The organism is Ignatzschineria larvae DSM 13226, assembly GCF_038500265.1.
In the GTDB taxonomy this organism is placed as follows: Bacteria; Pseudomonadota; Gammaproteobacteria; order Cardiobacteriales; family Wohlfahrtiimonadaceae; genus Ignatzschineria; species Ignatzschineria larvae.
In genome coordinates, this window is sequence record NZ_CP150637.1 from 624351 (window position 1) to 643908 (window position 19558).

Annotated in this window: 16 protein-coding genes; all 16 read right to left on the reverse strand. The window is 41.5% G+C overall.

From position 1 onward, the window contains the following. Positions 1–58 precede the first annotated feature (58 nt). The 16 genes from gshB to accD all read right to left on the reverse strand — a co-directional run bounded on the left by gshB (position 59) and on the right by accD (position 19161). Positions 59–1057: a glutathione synthase gene (gshB, locus tag WMO13_RS02725; RefSeq protein WP_034855420.1), complete on the reverse strand. Its 999-nt coding sequence runs from the start codon at positions 1055–1057 to the stop codon at positions 59–61. A gap of 65 nt (positions 1058–1122) precedes the next feature. Beyond that, positions 1123–1929, reverse strand: a complete 807-nt coding sequence (locus tag WMO13_RS02730) for a 16S rRNA (uracil(1498)-N(3))-methyltransferase (RefSeq protein WP_026878558.1) — start codon at positions 1927–1929, stop codon at positions 1123–1125. 120 nt (positions 1930–2049) lie between these two features. Then, positions 2050–2841: an MlaA family lipoprotein gene (locus WMO13_RS02735; protein WP_051396139.1), complete on the reverse strand. Its 792-nt coding sequence runs from the start codon at positions 2839–2841 to the stop codon at positions 2050–2052. Positions 2842–3018: 177 nt separating this feature from the next. Next, positions 3019–3792 (reverse strand): ABC transporter permease, encoded by a 774-nt coding sequence (locus tag WMO13_RS02740; RefSeq protein ID WP_026878557.1) that lies wholly within the window; start codon positions 3790–3792, stop codon positions 3019–3021. Beyond that, complete coding sequence (locus WMO13_RS02745) at positions 3785–4744, reverse strand: ABC transporter ATP-binding protein (protein ID WP_034855417.1); 960 nt, start codon at positions 4742–4744, stop codon at positions 3785–3787. Before WMO13_RS02745 ends, WMO13_RS02740 begins: the two co-directional genes overlap by 8 nt. A gap of 200 nt (positions 4745–4944) precedes the next feature. Further along, positions 4945–6543, reverse strand: coding sequence for a 23S rRNA pseudouridine(2605) synthase RluB (gene rluB / locus WMO13_RS02750; RefSeq protein ID WP_342386903.1), 1599 nt, complete (start codon positions 6541–6543; stop codon positions 4945–4947). 252 nt (positions 6544–6795) lie between these two features. Next, positions 6796–7398: a glycerol-3-phosphate 1-O-acyltransferase PlsY gene (gene plsY, locus WMO13_RS02755; protein ID WP_034855415.1), complete on the reverse strand. Its 603-nt coding sequence runs from the start codon at positions 7396–7398 to the stop codon at positions 6796–6798. A gap of 20 nt (positions 7399–7418) precedes the next feature. Beyond that, on the reverse strand, positions 7419–9368 hold the full coding sequence (locus WMO13_RS02760; protein ID WP_026878554.1) for an ATP-dependent DNA helicase: 1950 nt from the start codon (positions 9366–9368) through the stop codon (positions 7419–7421). Between the two features lie 711 nt (positions 9369–10079). Then, on the reverse strand, positions 10080–11504 hold the full coding sequence (locus WMO13_RS02765) for a M16 family metallopeptidase (protein WP_051396138.1): 1425 nt from the start codon (positions 11502–11504) through the stop codon (positions 10080–10082). Beyond that, complete coding sequence (locus tag WMO13_RS02770; RefSeq protein WP_051396137.1) at positions 11497–13191, reverse strand: M16 family metallopeptidase; 1695 nt, start codon at positions 13189–13191, stop codon at positions 11497–11499. Before WMO13_RS02770 ends, WMO13_RS02765 begins: the two co-directional genes overlap by 8 nt. A gap of 54 nt (positions 13192–13245) precedes the next feature. Further along, complete coding sequence (locus WMO13_RS02775; RefSeq protein ID WP_026878553.1) at positions 13246–13971, reverse strand: SDR family NAD(P)-dependent oxidoreductase; 726 nt, start codon at positions 13969–13971, stop codon at positions 13246–13248. Positions 13972–14335: 364 nt separating this feature from the next. Beyond that, a complete protein-coding gene (ubiG, locus tag WMO13_RS02780; protein WP_026878552.1) occupies positions 14336–15025 on the reverse strand; it encodes a bifunctional 2-polyprenyl-6-hydroxyphenol methylase/3-demethylubiquinol 3-O-methyltransferase UbiG in 690 nt (229 codons plus the stop codon). A gap of 179 nt (positions 15026–15204) precedes the next feature. Then, complete coding sequence (locus WMO13_RS02785; RefSeq protein WP_051396136.1) at positions 15205–15807, reverse strand: CvpA family protein; 603 nt, start codon at positions 15805–15807, stop codon at positions 15205–15207. 40 nt (positions 15808–15847) lie between these two features. Continuing rightward, positions 15848–16702, reverse strand: coding sequence for an SPOR domain-containing protein (locus WMO13_RS02790; RefSeq protein WP_026878551.1), 855 nt, complete (start codon positions 16700–16702; stop codon positions 15848–15850). Further along, on the reverse strand, positions 16695–18029 hold the full coding sequence (gene folC, locus WMO13_RS02795) for a bifunctional tetrahydrofolate synthase/dihydrofolate synthase (RefSeq protein WP_034855412.1): 1335 nt from the start codon (positions 18027–18029) through the stop codon (positions 16695–16697). The genes WMO13_RS02790 and folC overlap by 8 nt, the downstream gene beginning before the upstream one ends. A gap of 262 nt (positions 18030–18291) precedes the next feature. After that, positions 18292–19161: an acetyl-CoA carboxylase, carboxyltransferase subunit beta gene (accD, locus tag WMO13_RS02800; protein WP_026878549.1), complete on the reverse strand. Its 870-nt coding sequence runs from the start codon at positions 19159–19161 to the stop codon at positions 18292–18294. Positions 19162–19558: the final 397 nt, after the last annotated feature.

A 19558-nucleotide genomic window follows, 5' to 3' on the forward strand; every position in this document is an offset into this window, starting at 1 on the left:
TGATATGTGCTTGATCTATAAATATATCATTATTAAGCATTGTGATTAAGCGCGGTTATTAAGCGTGACGACTCTGCCAAACATTGATCAATGCTTCAATCAGATCTTTCCCTAAGAAAGTCCCTTTCTCAGCATCAATTTGACGAATACCCGTAGGGCTTGTCACATTGATTTCGGTAAGATAATTACCAATCACATCAAGTCCGACAAAGTAGAGTCCCCGTTTAACGAGTTCAGGGCCCAACGTTTGGCAAATTTTAAGATCATGTTCAGAGAGCGCTTGGACAACACCGGTTGCACCTGCCGCAAGATTGCCGCGAGTCTCATTTTTCGCCGGTACACGCGCTAGGAGATAAGGTGCAGGGATGCCATTAATCAGAATAATACGTTTATCACCTTTCGTAATCTCAGGAATATAACGTTGTACCATCACCGATGTCTGCCCATGTTCTGTCATGGTTTCAAGAATGACATTGAGGTTTGGATCATCTGCTTTCACTCGGAAAATTGAGCTACCCCCCATGCCATCTAGTGGTTTAACAATGGTATCTTGATATTCCGCAATAAAGGCTTTGATATGATGACTTTGACTGCTGACTAATGTTGTCGGGCAGAGTTCAGGGAACCATGTAGTAAACATCTTTTCATTGCAATCTCGAAGTGAGCGGGGATTGTTACATACTAATGAGCCTTGCTTTTCTATGAGTTCAAGTAGGTAAGTGGTATGGATATAGTGCATGTTGAAAGGTGGATCTTTACGTTGTAGCACAATATCATTCGGACCAAAGGTGAAGTTCTCCGGCGCTTCCACATCATACCAATCCTGCTCAGATGCGAGTTTGTTCTCGCCGGCAAGTTTTAGATGAACTCGCTTCGCTGTTGTGTGAACCGTACCTTCTTTGAGGTAGATTTGTGGTTGTTCGGTGTAATAGATCGGTAAGCCTAAGCTGTGTGCGCCCATCATCATGCCAATAGTGGTATCTTTTTTAGCAGGTAATGTATGGATTGGATCGGTAATAAAAATAATGCGTAGGTTCGATATATTCTTGGTTGTCATAGTGATTCCTTTAGTTTTAGCATGGATATTAGCAGTAAGTTGATAATCGAAGTCTTGCAATTGGCTTAAAAAGGGGAACGCAAGCGATCCACTGACCAATCGCCAATGGAGCTATGAATCGAGGCGATAACCGCTAATGCCGCTGTTTCTGTGCGTAAAATTCGTTCCCCTAAAGTGACATTTTTTGCTCCATGCCGATCAAGTAGCTCAATTTCACGTTCACTTAACCCGCCTTCTGGGCCAATAATAATGGTCAGTGTTCGATCGGATTTTTCATGATCTTCCGAGAAAAATTCTGGATCCTCTGCCACTACATCATGTAGAAATTGCCCCAGTGAAGAGAGGGCTGTGGGTGCTAACGTCAGGACTAAATTATGTTCACTCGGATGGATATTCGCAAGCCAGCCATCTAATGATACAGGCGGATTAAGTTTAGGCGGGATATTTAATCCACATTGTTCGCAAGCAGCAGTAATGATATGTCGCCATCGCTCTATACGCTTATCTACTTGATCAGCCTTCAAGTGAATCACACTTCGTTCTGTAGTGAGTGGTGTGATTTCACTTACGCCCAGTTCGGTGCTTTTTTGTAGGATAAAGTCCATCTTCTCGCCTTTAGCAAGCGATTGAAGCAGGTGGATTTTTACTGAACTTGAACGGTTTACCGGATTATATTTTTTAATTTTGACGGTGAGGTAACGTTTGGCGATTTCGGTAATAGTGCCGTGATATTCTCCACCTTTGCCATTAAAGAGCACAATCGGATCACCCTCGCGACTACGAAGAACGCGAGCAATATAGTTGTAATCATCATCTTTGAGGCTCAATTCTTCACCTATCGCAAGCGGGAGATTTAAAAAACGACGTATCATAGATCATCAATCCTTTATGAATATTACTAGATAAATTTTGCTCAATAAATATTGATAGAGTAAAGGCGTTTAATCTATTCGACTAAACGCCTTTTTTAGCCAAATATATTTTATGAGTGACTACTGATTGCGTTGGCGAGCAAGATCGGCAATCGATAAGCTATCATCTTCCTCATCATAATCACCGTCATCAAAGAGCGCTTCACGCTCATGCGCAGACTTAATATATTTTACGCCACGATCTTTAAGTTGCTGATTACGATATTGCAAATATGCTTCACGTTGGAAAACATATGGATCAAGTGCTGCTGATTGAGTGACAGAACCAACATCGAGGAGCTCACTACGCAGGTTGACAACACCCATCACAAGAACCCCAAGATCGACCCACTCATTAAAGGCGTAGGTATAAGGTGTTGCAAAAGCATCAGAAATTACACCGACGGTATCACGTGAAGTAGATGGTCCCATAAAGGGCACTACGAGATAGTTACTATTCGCCCAACCCATTTTTGCATAAGTCGTCCCCATATCATTCACACGCTTAGGTGGAAGGTTAAATAATTCTGTAACATCTACTAATCCTAGTAAACCAAAAGTGGAATTAAAGACGAAGCGGTGTAAGCTTTCAGCAGCCGCAGTCAATTCACCTTGTGTTAAATTCACGACGGTATTGCGAGTATCGCCAAGATTGCTAAGAGCATTCCCCACCCCTTTTCGCACAGGTTTAGGAATGACTTTGACATATCCTTCAGCAACAGGTTTTGTGATAGCTTTATCAAAAGCAGTATTAAAGCGATAAGTGGGGCGATTAAATCCTTCATAAGGATCGTAAGGGTTAGGAGGATTCCCCGCACAGGCACCAAGGAGGGATGCTGTGAAAAAGAGCGCTAAGTATTTTAAATATTTCATAAAGTGACTATTCTCAGTTGTAATAATAGATAGATTAATTAGGCAACTTCAATCTACTATTGTTGCATAAAAAGGCTTACTTTTGGTAGTGGATTCATTTCGATGGGTCACTATCTTCTATTTGTGGATGTTGATAATAATCATATCAATAGGTTGTATTGAAGCGATACCATTTTCTTAAGATTTAAGACCAATTCCTTTATTCAATAGGTAATAAGCCACACTAAAGAGGATTGCAAAGAAGCCCAATAGTAAAATAATTGCTGTCCAAATATTGATATCTGAAACCCCTAAAATACTATAACGGAAAGCACTCACCATATAGAGTACCGGGTTGAAGTAAGAGAGATTTTGCCAAAATGATGGCAGTAGTGATACTGAATAGAAGACCCCACCAAGATAGGTTAATGGCGTTAAAATAAAGGTCGGGATAATCGAAATATCATCAAAACTTCGTGCGAAAATAGCATTGATAAGGCCTGCTAGTGAGAAGACTAGAGAGGTTAAGAGGAATATTAAGATCATCAATAGAATATTGTCAATCGGCATATCAATAAAGAAGAGAGCGACAATCGTTACAATCCCCCCTACAGCAAGACCACGAGCAACGCCTCCCATCACATAGCCGGCAATAATGACAATATTCGGGACGGGTGCAACAAGCATCTCTTCGATATGATGAGAGTATTTGGCACTAAAAAATGAGGAGACGACATTGGAATAGCTATTACTGATGACGGTCATCATAATAAGGCCCGGGGCAATAAATTGTGCATAGGTCACGCCATCCATTGCGCCCACTCGATCCCCGATCACTTTTCCGAAGATTAAGAAGTAGAGAATAGTGGTAATAAGCGGGGGCAGTAATGTTTGTGGCCAGATACGAATAAATCGATAGATCTCTTTGGTTAAAATAGTGTAGAACGCGATCCAATAGGTGCGATTACTCATGTTGGTCTCCTTCTAATGTGCTGTGATTACTGCTTTTTTGTGTGATACGCAAGAAAAGCTCTTCTAGGCGATTAGACTTATTACGCATCGTATCAATTTTGATATTTTTAGTATTGAGCCCCATAAAGAGATCGTTAATTGTATAAGGTTTGGTGATCTCAACCTCTAAAGTCATAGGATCAATTACTTTTAAACGAATCCCCTCAATTTCGGGGAGTTCCTTAATCTCTTCGCTCAAATCTAGGATAAAGGATTCTGATTGTAACTCTCTAAGAAGTGAACTCATCGAGCTTCTTTGCACGATTTCACCGTGATTAATGATGGCAATGTTTTTACACATCTGCTCTGCTTCCTCAAGGTAATGCGTCGTGAGAATAATAGTCGTCCCTGATTGATTGACCTTTTGCATTAACTCCCATGTTTGTCGGCGAATTTCGATATCTACGCCGGCGGTGGGCTCATCAAGAATGAGTAGACGAGGCTTATGCACAAGCGCACGTGCAATCATTAAGCGCCGTTTCATTCCACCGGAGAGCTCTCTTGCCATGACTTTGGCTTTATCCGAGAGATCGAGTAGAGCTAATAATTCGGCTGTTCGCTTTTTCGCTTCTGATCGGGGGATCCCTAAGTATCCCGCTTGATTAATGACAATCTCTTCGACGGGCTCAAAAGGGTTGAAGTTAAATTCTTGCGGTACTAAGCCGATCATCGATTTGGCAAGATTTTTGTTTTTTTGCGCATCAACGCCAAAAATTTCCACATTTCCGGAAGAGGATTCTACCAAATCTGTGATAATTCCGATAGTCGTGGATTTCCCGGCACCATTGGGACCGAGTAGGGCAAAGAAGTCACCTTCTTTCACTTCAAGATCAATCCCTTTAAGCGCGATTTTTCCATTTTTGTACTGTTTTTTTAGATTGGTAATTTTAAGTGCTAATGGCGTTGTACTCATTATTATTCCTCTCGCTAAGTGATCATTGATCTTTGAGATCAATATTGAATCTCTATTATAAGATATTGAAGTAGATGATAGAAATGGCTAGTGCAATTTAAAATGGAAATCATTATTGCAAAATAAAAACGCTTTTACAGCAGAGCTTTCGCCGTAAAAGCGCTTATGAGTTATTCTATCTTTTCTCTATTTTAAATAACTTAATCGCGTGTGCGCTTTGGTGCTGAACGTTCGAAACGCTCCCCATTATTGTTTCCTCTGCGATCTTGGCTGCGATCATTATTACGGCGATCATTGTTACGATTATCACGATCACCAAAGCTACGGCGCTCACCATCTCTATTAAAGCTTCTGCCTTCAGAGCGATTGCGATCGTTACTACGATTATCACGATCACCGAAACTACGGCGTTCGCCATCTCTATTGAAGCTTCTGCCTTCAGGGCGATTGCGATCATTACTGCGGTCATTGCTACGATTATCGCGATCACCAAAGCTACGGCGTTCACCATCTCTATTGAAGCTTCTGCCTTCAGAACGATTACGGTCGTTGTTACGATCGTTACTACGATTATCGCTGTCACCGAAACTACGGCGTTCACCATCTCTATTGAAGCTTCTGCCTTCAGAGCGATTGCGGTCGTTGCTGCGGCGATCATTGTTACGATTATCGCGATCACCGAAACTGCGACGTTCACCATCTCTATTGAAGCTTCTACCTTCAGGGCGATTGCGATCATTACTGCGGTCATTGCTACGATTATCGCGATCACCAAAGCTACGGCGTTCACCATCTCTATTGAAGCTTCTGCCTTCAGATCGGTTGCGATCGTTGCTGCGGTCGTTGCTACGGCGATCATTGTTACGATTATCGCGATCACCAAAGCTACGGCGTTCACCATCTCTATTGAAGCTTCTGCCTTCAGATCGGTTGCGATCGTTGCTGCGACGATCACTGCTACGATGGTCACGACTCAATTCTGCACGGCGTTCTCTTTGGCTACCGCTCACTCGGCGAGCTTTAGAGCGTTGACGTTCGGTTTTCTCATCGAGGACGACACGTTGATGCTCAAGACCGACAGATTCCACTAATTCTTTGAGTGTTTCAGGATCGATATCGATAAATTGACCTTCTCTAAGGCCTTTTGGAAGCTCCACATTGCCATAACGAATACGGATGAGGCGTGATACCATCAAGCCTTGTGATTCCCAAAGACGGCGAACTTCGCGGTTTTTACCGCCTTTTACGGTAACATGGTACCAAAAGTTCGCACCTGTACCGCCAGACCAAAGGATCTCTTCAAATTTAGAAACACCATCTTCAAATTCGATACCATTACGCATATTATCAGCCATTTCATCGGTAAAATCGCCGATAACGCGAACTGCATATTCACGTTCAAGTTCATGAGAAGGGTGCATAAGTCGATGGGCAAGCTCACCATCGTTCGTCACAAGTAGTAAACCTTGGGTATTAATATCCAAGCGACCGACAGTAATCCAACGTCCTTGACTAATACGTGGCAGGCTATCGAAGATCGTTGGGCGACCTTCAGGATCGTGACGTGAAGTGATTTCACCTTCAGGCTTATAATAGATTAAAACTCGGCGTTCTTGTTGCTCATTGCTGATCTCGACTTTGCGACCATCAAGCGTGATATTCTCTGTACCATCCACTTGGCAGCCAAGGATTGCGGTTTCGCCATCTACTTTGATGCGACCTTCGCTAATCCAGTTTTCAACTTCTCGGCGCGAACCTAATCCCAGGTTTGCTAAAACTTTTTGTAAACGTTCTTTCATGATGTCCTTAAAATAGGAATTTTAAATAGAGCTTATTATAGCCGATTCTCTAGATGAATAGTAGAATCGGCGATAGAAAAGCTTTGTTAGTAGAAGAGAGCGCCTTGATAAAACGCTCTTTTCATAGAAATAATATCTTTCTCAATGATCTTTACTGAGTGAATTAAAAGAAAATTTTAAGAGAATTTGAAAGCAACTTTATCCATTGCGATTTCTTAAAAGTATCTTCGAGATCTTGAGCATAGGCTTTTCTTATTTTTTCGCCTTCAATTTACCTTCTTCGCCTTTGAGTAATCTTTTGATATTGGCTTTATGACGATAGATTAAGAAGAGATCCATAATGATCACCGCCCAAACCGTTGCGCCCGAAGCATCAAAAAGGTAGAGGAAAATAGGCGCAGAAATAGCGGCAATAAGTGCTGATAGTGAGGAGATTTTGCTAATCGCAAATACAACAAGCCAAACACCAAAAGCACAGAGTGCTACAAGCGGGCTTAATCCAAGAATTGCACCCAATGCTGTTGCCACCCCTTTCCCGCCTTTAAAGGCGAAGAAAACAGGGTAGAGATGCCCCAAAAATGCGGCAACGGCCACGAGAGAAATGGTGAGTGCCGATTCCCCAAGAAGCCGAACGATCAACACCGGAATCAATCCTTTTAATAGATCTCCAAGTAGCGTGAGTGCTGCCAGTTTTTTACCGCCGATACGCATCACATTCGTGGCACCAGGATTGCCAGAACCTTCGGTACGAGGATCAGGAAGCCCTGCTAAACGGCAGAGAATAATGGCAGAGGAGAGCGATCCGATTAGATAGCCAAGAATGATAAAGATAATGCCAAAAATTGAAATATCCATAATTGATCTCAAGGGTAAAATTATTGCTTAGTGTCGCGTTTATTTTCGATATAGTCAAAAAAACGTTGAACTCGTTCCTGTTTTAAAGTCTTGGTCATCGGCGGTAGACTCTCTAAGAAGCGTTTACCATAACGACTTTTTGAAAGTCTTGTATCAGCAATGACCAACACACCATAATCATTATGATCGCGAATTAGTCGACCAACGCCTTGTTTTAGGGCGATAATGGCTTTCGGTAGTTGATAGGTATTAAATGGATCATAACCTTGCTCTTTGATCAGTGCCATTTTAGCTTGTTCGATGGGGTCAGCCGGTGAAGCAAAGGGGAATTTCTCAATGATTACACAAGAGAGTGCATCGCCCTTCACATCAACGCCTTCCCAGAAGCTCATTGTGCCGAGTAAAATGCCATTCCCCGACTCTTTAAACTTCTCAATAAGTGCCATTTTCGGCAGATCCCCTTGTACAAAGAGCGGATAATCAACCCGTGATTGTAGTAACATTTTCGCTTCATTCAGTGCCCGATAGCTCGTAAAGAGAATAAAAGCGCGGCCTTTAGTGGTTTCTAAAATAGGGATAATCGTCTCGATCATCTCCGGTAAGAAACGAGGATCATTTGGAAGCGGTAGATGATCTGGATGGTAGAGGAGAGAAGTGCGCGGATAATCAAAAGGACTATCTAATTTGAGGCTCTTTTTGCTACTTAATCCTAATGGCCGGGCAAAATAGTTAAAATCATCTTTGACGGCTAATGTTGCAGATGTGAAAATCCAACTCGCTTGTAGAAGCCCGCTATTTTTGCGAAATTGTTCTGAAATATCGAGTGGTGTTGAGTGAAAAGTGATGGTATGGGTAAAGGTTTCAAGCCAATTAATGGCATTGACAGAATGTTCGGTTTTCTCGGCTAATAACAGGATTTTCCAAGTGCTGATGTACTCTTCTAATCTTTCTAATAATTTGGCAAAAGATTGCGCTCGGACTTTGAGTGGTTCACAGATATCGTGAAGATGCTTTAGGATATCGTACACTTCTTTGTAGAGATCGGTAATGGCGCTGTTTTCGGCAAAGTCCGCTAAGGCATAACGTTGATTATAGGCTGGGAGCGCTTTACGCAGCTCTACTAATGCTTTAAAGAGTGTATCAGCAGTCACATCGTGTTCACTAAAATCAGAGGCTTCAACGGCGACACTTTTATTTAGATCATCAACCCAATCATGAAGTTGTTTAGTAGAGAGATGGGTGCTAAAGAAGAGCCCTGCTGTTTCGGCTAATTGGTGCGCTTCATCGATAATGATGATCTCAGCTTCCGGCAGCAATTCCCCAAAGCCTTCTTGTTTGAGGGCTAAATCCGCGCAGAGAATATGATGATTAATCACAACGAGATCTGCGTCCATCGCTTTTTTCCGCGCTTTAAACACAAAACACTCTTCAAAATCGGGGCATTCGTTATGCAGACAATTTTCAGTCGTTGAGGTTACTTGTGACCATAAATCGGATTCTGTAATGCCGGAGAGTTGAGTAATATCGCCGATACTATCTTGTTGAGCAAAGCGTTCAATTCGGAAAAATTGTTCTACTTGCCGTTTATTTTCAAAACGACCTCGAGCTCGCAATGTTTTTGTGCGGTAGAGACAGAGATAATTGCTACGGCCTTTCAAAAGAGCCGTTGAGATAGGAAATTTAAGCGTTTTAATAAGTAGCGGAATATCTTTTTCAAAAAGCTGATCTTGAAGATGTTTAGTGCCCGTTGAAATAATCGTCTTCTGTTTAGAGAGTAGTGCAGGGACAAGATATGCAAAGGTCTTACCTGTTCCGGTGCCGGCTTCCACTATGAGGGTCTCTTTCTCATCGATCGCCTCGGCAATGGCAATGGCCATCAAGGTCTGCTCTTCTCGGGGCTGATAACCTTTGATTGCTCGGCTTAAAGGGCCATCTTCCGCGAAAAACTGCACTATATTCTCTCTATTCATGCCAATTATCTATATTATTTACTATTGAAATTTGAAATTTGAAATATGGGAAAGGATCTATGTGATCTGCCAATGGAATTAAATTGATAAATCTGTGTGCCATTATAGAACGATTTACCGCTTGATTCTAAACAACTCATTTTTATTTACAAAATGGTCTATTCAGAAAAGGTAGATAATGGAATAGGATTATGGGAAATCTCGCAATATAACGCTGCATATATCATCATTTAGGTGATTAGAATTCAGAATTCTGAGATATAGTAAATTTGGTTTAAGAAAAATGGTTTTTAAACAGCTATTGCGGGATTTAAAAAAACATAAAACTTGACTCACCAACAGTTGCAAGATGCCGGATAGAACGGCTACTTTATTCCTTACAATCGATGCGCCGACATTTCAATAAGCTTATTTTGAACCGATCTTACTATAGATTGAGTCAAAAGTGTATGGAGCATATAGCGCTAGATAAGAGCGGCTTAACCTCGATCAAACAGAAAGTTTTTAGAGGTGGGATCTATCAATATAGAGGAAATGGGTAAAAAGATAAAATTTATACTGTATTATTTTCACGCATCAACTGAGAGTGTCGATTTTATCGAGCGCAAGAGCAATATAAAAACGCTATCCCAACACTTATCCACAACTTCTGTGGAAAGGTGGGGATAGCGCTTTAAGGTTTGCTTTTATCAGCAATCAATTGATATAGCGCTATTTTGTCTCTATAGCGTCGTCTGTTTTTTGTGCAACATCACCGCCGACAATAATAGTGACCATCTCATCGGGGTTGACATGCGCTTTAAAAGCCGCTTGTATCTCTTCCGGTGTGATTGCCGCTACTTTTTCTGGCAAAGTCTCGTAATAATCTAGCGGTAAGCCATACGTTGCTAAGTTCAAGATAGAGTTTGCCTGTTTTGCATTACTATCTAGATCAAGCACCAATGAACCTACGAAATTATTCTTCGCGCGTTGTAGCGCATCGGCTTCAGGGCCATTGGCAATAAAATCACGAATAACCGCTTTTGTCTTATCAATCGCCTCATCTACGCTCTCATTTTTAGTGGAGAAACGAATAGAGTAAGGGCCAGCAATTGAAAGTGGCATAAAGCTACTATAGATGCCGTAAGTTAAGCCATCTTTCTCTCGAATAGTCGTCATTAACATTGAAGTTAAACCGCTGCCACCTAAAAGATGGTTGCCGACAATAAGCGGAAGATAATCAGGATCAAAACGATCAATTCCCGCTTGTCCTAAAATTACTTGTGTCTGAGGACTATCGAAATAGCGTTCAACACGGGTGGGCGCTACTTTTTTATTTTTTTCTGCAAGTGCAGTGTGCGCTTCACCTTTCCCAAGAAGTTGACTAACTTGTGCTGCAATATTTTTCGCTTCATCTTGGGAAATATCGCCAACAAAAACAATTTTTGCCTGATTCGCATGATAGAACTGATCTCTAAATTGTTTCAGATCTTCTACTTTTAGCTTTTTCAAAGAGGCTTGAAGCATCTCTGAGGTCACTCCGAGATAACCATTAGGGTAGAGGGTTTGATAGTAGAGCTCTGAAGCAATAGATGCCGGATCATCGAGTAAGGCTTTCTCACCATCAATGGCTTGCGTAATTTCACGCTCAAAGATCGCTTCATCAAATTGTGGATGTGCTAATACATCATAAAAGAGCGTTAAGGACGGCTGAAGATGTATCTCATCAGCTAAAGAACGTAAACTAAAGCGTGTTTGTTGTAAGTTGCTACTGACACCAATGCTGCTCTGTAGTTGATCGAGCTGAATTAAAAAGGCTTCTTCATCGAGATCCCCGCTGCCTTTTGTCATCATATTTGCGGTCATAGAGGCAAGACCATATTGCTCACCATCGCGAAAGCTACCCGCATCGACCGCAACAATCAGATCAACAATAGGAATTTCGGGTGCATAACGATAATAAACATCGGCACCTTCCGCTGTTTTCCAAGTCTCCACCGTACGAGTTTTTGTTTCGCTTGGACTTTTGACAGGTGCGGTATTAGCATGTGCTATCCCTAGTAATAACGCAGTGGTTGTCATCAATGTGACGGCGATTTTCTTAAGATTAAGGCGTTTTGATTGGGCGTATTCGGTGAGTGGGAATAATTTATTCATGATCCGCTCCTTTTGTGTCTAGTATGACTTCTGTATTCAATTTTTTCGCATTAGATTTTTCTGTATTAGATGCCTCTACATTAGATAAATCTGATTTAGAAGTCGCTGTTTCTTTTCTGATTTTGCTCTGATTACTATCGCGCTCATCGCTGCTCTTATCGCTAGACTCAGTCGGAGATATAGCAGATTCTGTTGCGGTAAATTCAATCAATGCAGGCTCATTATTGCCCTCTAATAGCGGGGCTTCTTCGGTGGTCACCGCTTCGCCTTCGATGAGTAGCGTGTTATCGATAGCCTCATCATTATGGGGGTTATTACCATCGGCTCTATTGCTAGGATGCAGTGTGGCAACGGTTGCAAGGTCATCTTGGAAATATTTTTGTGCAACGGCTTGAATCATTTCCGGCGTCACTTGTTTTAAGAGTTCCACTCTTTTCTCGGCATTTTGCCAACCTTCACCTGTTGTTTCAGCTTGACCGAGTAACATCGCTTGCGCGTAGACGGAATCTTGTGCGTAGATATTACTCGCTTCATAAAGGCCGATAATACGATCAACTTCTGCTTGAGTGACAGGTTCAGTTTGTAGCTTGTGCAGTTCTTGCTTAAATGCGTTCTCTAATGTTTCAAGGGAAACGCCTTCTGCCGGGACACCGATGAAAGTAAAGGGCGTTGTATAACGAGCCCCATAATTATAGTAATTACCTGCTTGTAGTGCGATTTGTTGATCACGCACTAACGCTTTTTCAAGACGGGAAGAACGAGTACCATCGAGGGTTAATGAGGTGAGCAGTAACGTCGCCGCTTCCATCTCATCCTCTGTTTCATTGATACTTGGTGTTTTATAACCCATAAAGAGCACAGGAAGATTCGCCGGCAAGGCAAGGTCAATCCGTTTTTCACCTGTTTGTGCAACTTCAAAATTCGCAGGTCGGACAATATTATTGCTGCTTGGGATTTGACCAAAATATTGATTCACCATCTCGATGGTTTTGTTCGGATCAACATCGCCGACAATGACAACGGTGGCATTATTGGGAGCATAAAATTGTTGATACCAATTTTGTAAGTCTTCGAGCGACCAACCTTCAATCTCGGGCATCCAGCCAATCACCGGATTACGGTAAGCGCTTGTAGTAAACATTGTGGCGTTAAATGCTTCATAGAGTTTCGCTTGTGGATTACTATCAGTTCGTTGTCGGCGTTCCTCAGCGACAACAAGACGTTCCGGTGTAAAATCTTCAGCGCGTAACTCAAGATTCTCCATTCTATCGGCTTCTAGTTTGAGTGCTGTCTCTAATTCCCAAGCCGGTAAACTCTCAAAATAAGCGGTATAGTCGGTGGAAGTAAAAGCATTATCTCGACCGCCGAGGTTCGCGACAATGGTAGAGTGTTCATTCGGACCTAAAGTATCGGTGCCTTTAAACATCATATGTTCAAGCATATGGGAGATACCGCCTAAGCCGCGTGGTTCATCTACTGAACCGACTTTATACCAGATCATCGTGGTCACAACAGGCGATCGGTGATCTTCCCGTACCAATACTTTGAGTCCATTATCTAAAACAGTTTCGTGGGTTTGATCGACGGTTGCAATCTCAGGATATTGCTGCGCAAGTGCCGCAGTTGAAAGTGTTAAAGAGGCTAACAGCATTGCTGATAGTTTCTTCAATGAGTGAGATTTGATCATAATTCTCCTCCTAGATCAGAATAAGGGGTGTACAAAGCCGATATTATGGGGATGTTAGGCATCCACAGTGAGCGTTGTACCGGTAATAAAAGGTTCGGAAGGATCATTCAATTTCCATACTAAATCGATCACTTTACGGAGCTCCTTCGCATCAGGCGCACCCTCAGGCATCACGCTCATGCGAAGTGATGAATTGATACAAATGGGATCAATAGCATTAAAAGCAATTTTGCCGGTAGATTCGTTCTCAAGGGCAAAAAGCTTCATCAACGTGTGTAATCCTGCTTTTGCAACCGCATAACTTCCCCAGTAAGCTTTATCACCAGAAGCGACTTCCGCATGATCGAAGAAGATTACAGATGCACGTTCTGATTGATCGAGTAGCGGTAACATTGCATGAGTCAAAAAGTAGGGTGCATGAAGTCCAATTTGTAGACTATGGTGCCACTTTTCAGGGGAGTTATGAGCAAGCGGCGTGAGATAACCTAGATTAATGGCGCTATGGATAATTCCATCTAATTTGCCAAATTCTAGAGCAATATTTTGTGCAAGATTGTAGTAATCAAGATCGGTCACTTTGAGAAAGTCCATCTCAATAATTGCCGGCGTTGCGCCACCACGATTGACGATAATATCGTAAATAGGATTTAGCTTAGCTTCTTTGCGGCCCATTAAAATGATGGTTGCACCTTGCTCTGCAAGACGTAGGGCAGACTCTTTGCCAATAGCACCTGAAGCACCGGTAACTAAAATAACGCGACCCGTTAATGGTTTGCTCATACTTTAAAAATCCTCATGATTAAACTAAATGTGACAGATATCGTAAATCGTATAAAGTCACTATGATATCAAATTACATCGCGCTACTTTTAAAACTCTTCAGTATGACTTCGATGTTGTATCAATTATTTCTAATTTAGAGTAATGGGGATGATATACGGATCTATCAAGTGTATGATTAGATTCTTTGTAGGCTGAAGAGACTTTTTAGTAGCAGTTTATGCGAATCTGTCGTAACGCTATGAGGTGTTCATTAATCAATGACCATAAAAAAGGCTGCCGACGGCAACCTCTTGTATGAATACTCTATATTGATACTCTATATCGATATAGTTATTATCATTAATAATGAAAATAAGAATAATTATCGTTTTTTGGCATAGAGAAGATAATTCATGCTGACATCATCAGTCAGTGCTGCTACCCGATTAAAAGGATTATAGCTCATCCCTTGAATTTTCTTCACTTCAAGACCGGCCGCATCACACATCTCATAGAGCTCGAGAGGCGTAATAAATTTATTATAATCGTGTGTTCCTTTGGGGACGATTCGTAATACATTTTCGGCTGCAAATACGGCTAAACTTTTAGCCTTAAAGGTTCGATTAATGGTTGAGAAGAAGATCGCACCACCGGGTTTTAGCATTTGACTGGCAGCATTGATAATAGAATGGGGTGAGGGGACATGCTCAAGCATCTCAAGACAGGTAATAACGTCAAAAGCCTCCCTATGCGACTCTGCAAACTCTTCGGCAGTCACTACTTGATAGTCAATTTGAAGAGCTGTTTGGACTGCATGTGCTTTTGCAATCGCAATGGCATTGGGCGCCATATCAATTGCTGTAACATAAGCATGACGCTGGGCTAACCCTTCGGCAATAATGCCGCCACCGCAACCAATATCGAGCGCTTTCTGATTATGCAAATCCACATAAGTACTGATAAATTCAAAGCGAGTAGGATTGATATCATGTAGGGTTTTAAGCGGTCCATCCGTGTTCCACCAATCTTGATCGTTGAATTTTTCGATCTCATCCTGTGCGACATTTTGCATAGTTGATTCTCCTGTCACGCTATATCCGTGAACTATATTCGTGAAGATATAATTGTAAATGGGCATTGGTAAATGATGATGCGACTGACATATCACATCCTAATCCCCCTTTAATGCCCCTTTATTTCGTTTTATTGAAAGTGCTCTATTATGGCCGTATGAACGCTATCTGTATAGTGTTAGAGTACAGATTTTAAAGCTTCAGATCTGAGTGTATCAGAATTTTGTTCAATTGAGGCTTTAGCCGGTGCAATCACTGAGGTATTGATACTTTCAAGGAAGTTCTCAGGGATAAAGCTGGCAAGTGTATTCGCCCAAGATGAGGCAATCGGGCTTAATTTCGCTTGTGTCCAATATTCATTATCTTTGAGCGGTGATTCGATAATAAAGAGCGAAATAATCGCAACAATAAACATGCCACGAAGTAGGCCAAAGAAAGCGCCAAGTAGGCGGTCAGGCCAAGAGATATTGAATTTACGCAGTAAGAATGTGATGAGCAAGTTCAATAACCCTAAAATGATCAATAAACCAATGAAGGTAATAGCAAAACTGATGAGCGCGCCGAAGATTGAATCCTCCCCGCTTAGCATGCTCATGCTATTTCCAAAGAGTTTAGGGAGCAACTCACCGACAGATTCATAATATTTAACAGCGCCGACAAAGGCTAAAATCCAGACAATAAGTGAAAGTGCCTCAGAGATAAAGCCTCTGAAAAAGGCAACGATGACAGAGATAGTAATAATAGCTATGATGATAGCATCAATAATTGTTGAAATATCCACGATGAAAAGCTCCTAAGCGGTTTTATTATTAATTTAAATACTACGGGTTATGAATGACTCTTGGTTCTATATCTTTGCTTTTCGTTCTAGTTTTGATCTGCTCAGCTTCGTTTTTGGTGGCATAAGGGCCGATTTGAACCCTATTGATATTGTTTATTTTTTGAATGCGGACATTGTAACCTAGCTGTTTATATTGGTTATATACTTTTTGAGCGTTTTCTACTTTTCCAAATGCCCCAAGTTGTACATACCAAGTTCCTTGAGTCGTCACATTGGCTTTTTTTATGGATTGTTGATTTGTTTTGGCTACAGGTGGCTTTGCTACTTGATTAGCTTGACTACTTGCGATGAGCTCAAGTTTAGGAGGTGTTATTACAGGCTTTTGCGCTGATGTCGTTTGCTTATTATTAGTTTGGTTTGCCGGTTGCTTAGGAGACTGGAATGACGTTGGATTCTGTCCTTGCGCAATAGGTCGATTCGTAGAGGGTGCTGGAGGTGTATTATTACTTGTTGCAGATTGCTCTACTTGCTGCCATAAAGCCTCATCGATTACCTCGATGGAAGGGGGAGGTACCGGTGAAGTATTTGCATTGGGAGTATTTGTTTGTGGTATTGTCACTCCTGGTGTTATTCCTCCAGGTGTTGTTACAGAAGGAATTATAGCAGTATCCCTGCCATTAGGAGTACTTTCAAGAATAATAATGGGAGGCTGTGCACCTTCCGGTCGGAATGAATTATCTGGGGTTGAGATATTAGGCCGTTGGTTTGTTTGAACCGTATTAGGGAGTTTATCTGAAGGTTGTAGTAACAAAATAGCAATGAGTGCAATGAGTGCTAATAAGACCAGTGCGCCGATTACACGTTGAATAATAGAGTTTGTTGTATTGTTAGACATAGTTATTCTCTTGGAGCCAAGTAAGACTCTCCGCAATCATATGGAAAGAACCAAATAATAGGATAATATCATAATCTTCACAATGACTTAAAGCAAAAATACAGCCTTTAGGAATTGAAGATGTTTGGTGTGGTTTTTGGGGTAATAGGGGGGTTATTTTCTTAGCAAGTTGCGCTGCTGATTGCCCGCGATCTCCCTCGAGTGAAACGGTAATCCATTCATCGATTACAGAAGTAAGATGAGAGACTAATCCTGCGGCATCTTTATCTTGTAGCATGCCAAGAAGCGCAACGATTTTAATCGATTGGTTGGGTGATGCTTGATTGCTCTTCTGTTTAATTGATTCTAATAGTTCACGTAAAGCCATTGCACCTTGTGGATTATGGGTGACATCAAGAAAAACCCGAGGGGAATTTTGCCGGGTAAGCGCTTGGAATCGTCCCTCTAGTTTTACAGATTGCAAACCCGCCTGAATAGTGGCTTGGTCGAAAGGTTTAACGCTAAATGCTGGGTTTTGGATTAACTGAGAGAGGTAGAGCGCTGAAATCGCAGCCGCCGCATTTTGATATTGATGTAACCCTTGTAATTTCGGTGCTGATAATTGGATGACCGAGTTTTCCTGCCACTGATACTCAAATTGCTCATTGTCTAATATACGGTAATGATAATCTTTGCCGTTGATGTAGAGCGTTGCTTGCTCTTGCTGCACTTTATCGATGATTGCACTATCAGGCATTGTTTCCGCAGTGACAACGAAAGCATTAGGCTTAATAACCCCCGCCTTTTCGCCGGCAATTTCGTGGAGAGTATTGCCTAATTGGGCTGTATGATCAAGTCCAATAGGGGTAATGACGGCAATATCCGCATCTACAATATTAGTAGAATCTAATCGTCCACCTAACCCCACTTCAAGAACGGCAACATCGACTTTTGCTTCTTTAAAGATGATAAAGGCTGCTAATGTTGCAAATTCAAAATAGGTTAGAGTAATCTCGCCTCTTGCCGCTTCAATCTGTTCAAAAGCCTTGATTAATTCAGAATCTTCTACTTCTTCAAGATTGAGGCGAATACGTTCATTAAAACGATGGATATGGGGGGATGTGAATAGTCCGACTTCATAGCCTGCTGCGCGATAGAGGTTGGCAATGGTGGTAGACGTTGATCCTTTACCATTTGTGCCGGCAACGGTAATAATTAAAGGGGCAATAGGGGCAAGATTTAACCGCGCATATACTGTTTGAATACGCGCAAGTTTGAAGTCCATCGAAAGTGGATGAACCGCTTCTAAATAAGTTAACCAAGATTGCAGGGAGTTTGTTGGCGCCATGATGATCTCGTGTAGGGTAGATAGGGATAAGATAAAACAGCGTTAATTATAGAACTTATCTAATCAAGAAAAAAGCTATCTTCTATTTCGGTTGCCTCCTATTGAGAGGATCGAAGAAGATAGCTTGTGTTTGTATCTTTTTTGAATTAAATATTGCCTAATAAATCAAATAGTTGTTGGGGATTGAGATTTTTGATTAAAAGATTTTGATCAAAATGATTTCAACTCAAACTACTTATAACCCAAAATGATCAACTGTTGATTAATTGACCTCATCTAAAGGTTGCCCTTGATGAGTCAATTTTGCCAAGATGCTGGCAATCTCATTGCGCAATTGTCGGCGGTCAATGATCATATCAATCGCCCCTTTTTCAAGTAAAAACTCAGAACGTTGGAAACCTTCTGGTAATTTTTCTCGAACCGTTTGCTCAATGACGCGAGGGCCTGCAAAACCGATCAGCGCTTGAGGTTCTGCAATATTAAGATCGCCTAACATGGCTAAACTTGCTGATACACCACCAAAGGTAGGATCAGTCAAAACAGAGATAAAAGGAATATGCTTCTCATTGAGGCGAGCAATTCCCGCAGAGGTTTTGGCCATCTGCATGAGTGATGTTAATCCTTCTTGCATTCGAGCGCCGCCACTGGTCATAAAGGTGACTAAAGGTGCGTTGTTTTCAAGGCTATAATTGACGGCACGAATAAAACGCTCACCGACTACTGACCCCATCGAACCGCCCATGAAGTTGAAGTTAAATGCCGCAACAGAGATCGGCATACCTTTAAGCGTACCATGCATTGCAATTAAGGCTTCTGTTTCGCCGGTGGATTTTTGTGCATCAGCTAAACGATCACGATAGCGCTTACTATCTTTAAAGTTCAAGAAGTCGACAGATTCAATCTCAGTCCCTAGTTCCGTTGCTGAGTTTTCATCTAAAAATGCGAGCAAACGCGTACGTGGATCAATTCGCATATGCGCATCACATTTTGGACAAACTTGTAAGTTTGCGCTCAGTTCTTGTTGATAGAGAACGGCGTCACAAGAACGACATTTCGCCCATACGCCTTCGGGAACCGTACTTCCTTTTTTCTGGGTACGAATCATGGGAATTATGCGTTCAAACCAGTTCATTCAGTAACCATCCTTTTCTATTATTCATTAATGAATTTGTACCAATTATATATGAATTTGTTTGTGAAATAACACGAGGTAATTTCAAATTGACTTTTGATTTTCTCACAAATAGGCAAAATAGCCAACGAGGATTTTTATTCGATAGATGAGAAGATCTTAAATTAAAAGTGTTAGCCTGATTGCAGTGATCTATTTTAACGTTCTTTTATTTGATCTTCAGTGAACGTTTATTAGAAATATGCAAAAGTTTTTCTTTTTCTAAAAGAATACTATGTAGCATAAGTCGCCGAGAAAATCATAATTAATTATGCTAAATGATCTATTTAGCATAACAGTATCATTGAGTATTCAAGAGGCGTTTTGATCGATTCTCACAATCAATACTCGTCAAGGT

What these genes read in the sequence shown, in the direction of transcription:
- WMO13_RS02735 (WP_051396139.1), bottom strand. Translation starts at nt 2,841, where the DNA reads ATGAAATATTTAAAATACTTAGCGCTCTTTTTCACAGCATCCCTCCTT.
- WMO13_RS02730 (WP_026878558.1), bottom strand. Translation starts at nt 1,929, where the DNA reads ATGATACGTCGTTTTTTAAATCTCCCGCTTGCGATAGGTGAAGAATTG.
- WMO13_RS02740 (WP_026878557.1), bottom strand. Translation starts at nt 3,792, where the DNA reads ATGAGTAATCGCACCTATTGGATCGCGTTCTACACTATTTTAACCAAA.
- WMO13_RS02745 (WP_034855417.1), bottom strand. Translation starts at nt 4,744, where the DNA reads ATGAGTACAACGCCATTAGCACTTAAAATTACCAATCTAAAAAAACAG.
- rluB (WP_342386903.1), bottom strand. Translation starts at nt 6,543, where the DNA reads ATGAAAGAACGTTTACAAAAAGTTTTAGCAAACCTGGGATTAGGTTCG.
- WMO13_RS02790 (WP_026878551.1), bottom strand. Translation starts at nt 16,702, where the DNA reads ATGTCTAACAATACAACAAACTCTATTATTCAACGTGTAATCGGCGCA.
- plsY (WP_034855415.1), bottom strand. Translation starts at nt 7,398, where the DNA reads ATGGATATTTCAATTTTTGGCATTATCTTTATCATTCTTGGCTATCTA.
- WMO13_RS02760 (WP_026878554.1), bottom strand. Translation starts at nt 9,368, where the DNA reads ATGAATAGAGAGAATATAGTGCAGTTTTTCGCGGAAGATGGCCCTTTA.
- folC (WP_034855412.1), bottom strand. Translation starts at nt 18,029, where the DNA reads ATGGCGCCAACAAACTCCCTGCAATCTTGGTTAACTTATTTAGAAGCG.
- gshB (WP_034855420.1), bottom strand. Translation starts at nt 1,057, where the DNA reads ATGACAACCAAGAATATATCGAACCTACGCATTATTTTTATTACCGAT.
- WMO13_RS02765 (WP_051396138.1), bottom strand. Translation starts at nt 11,504, where the DNA reads ATGAATAAATTATTCCCACTCACCGAATACGCCCAATCAAAACGCCTT.
- WMO13_RS02775 (WP_026878553.1), bottom strand. Translation starts at nt 13,971, where the DNA reads ATGAGCAAACCATTAACGGGTCGCGTTATTTTAGTTACCGGTGCTTCA.
- accD (WP_026878549.1), bottom strand. Translation starts at nt 19,161, where the DNA reads ATGAACTGGTTTGAACGCATAATTCCCATGATTCGTACCCAGAAAAAA.
- ubiG (WP_026878552.1), bottom strand. Translation starts at nt 15,025, where the DNA reads ATGCAAAATGTCGCACAGGATGAGATCGAAAAATTCAACGATCAAGAT.
- WMO13_RS02770 (WP_051396137.1), bottom strand. Translation starts at nt 13,191, where the DNA reads ATGATCAAATCTCACTCATTGAAGAAACTATCAGCAATGCTGTTAGCC.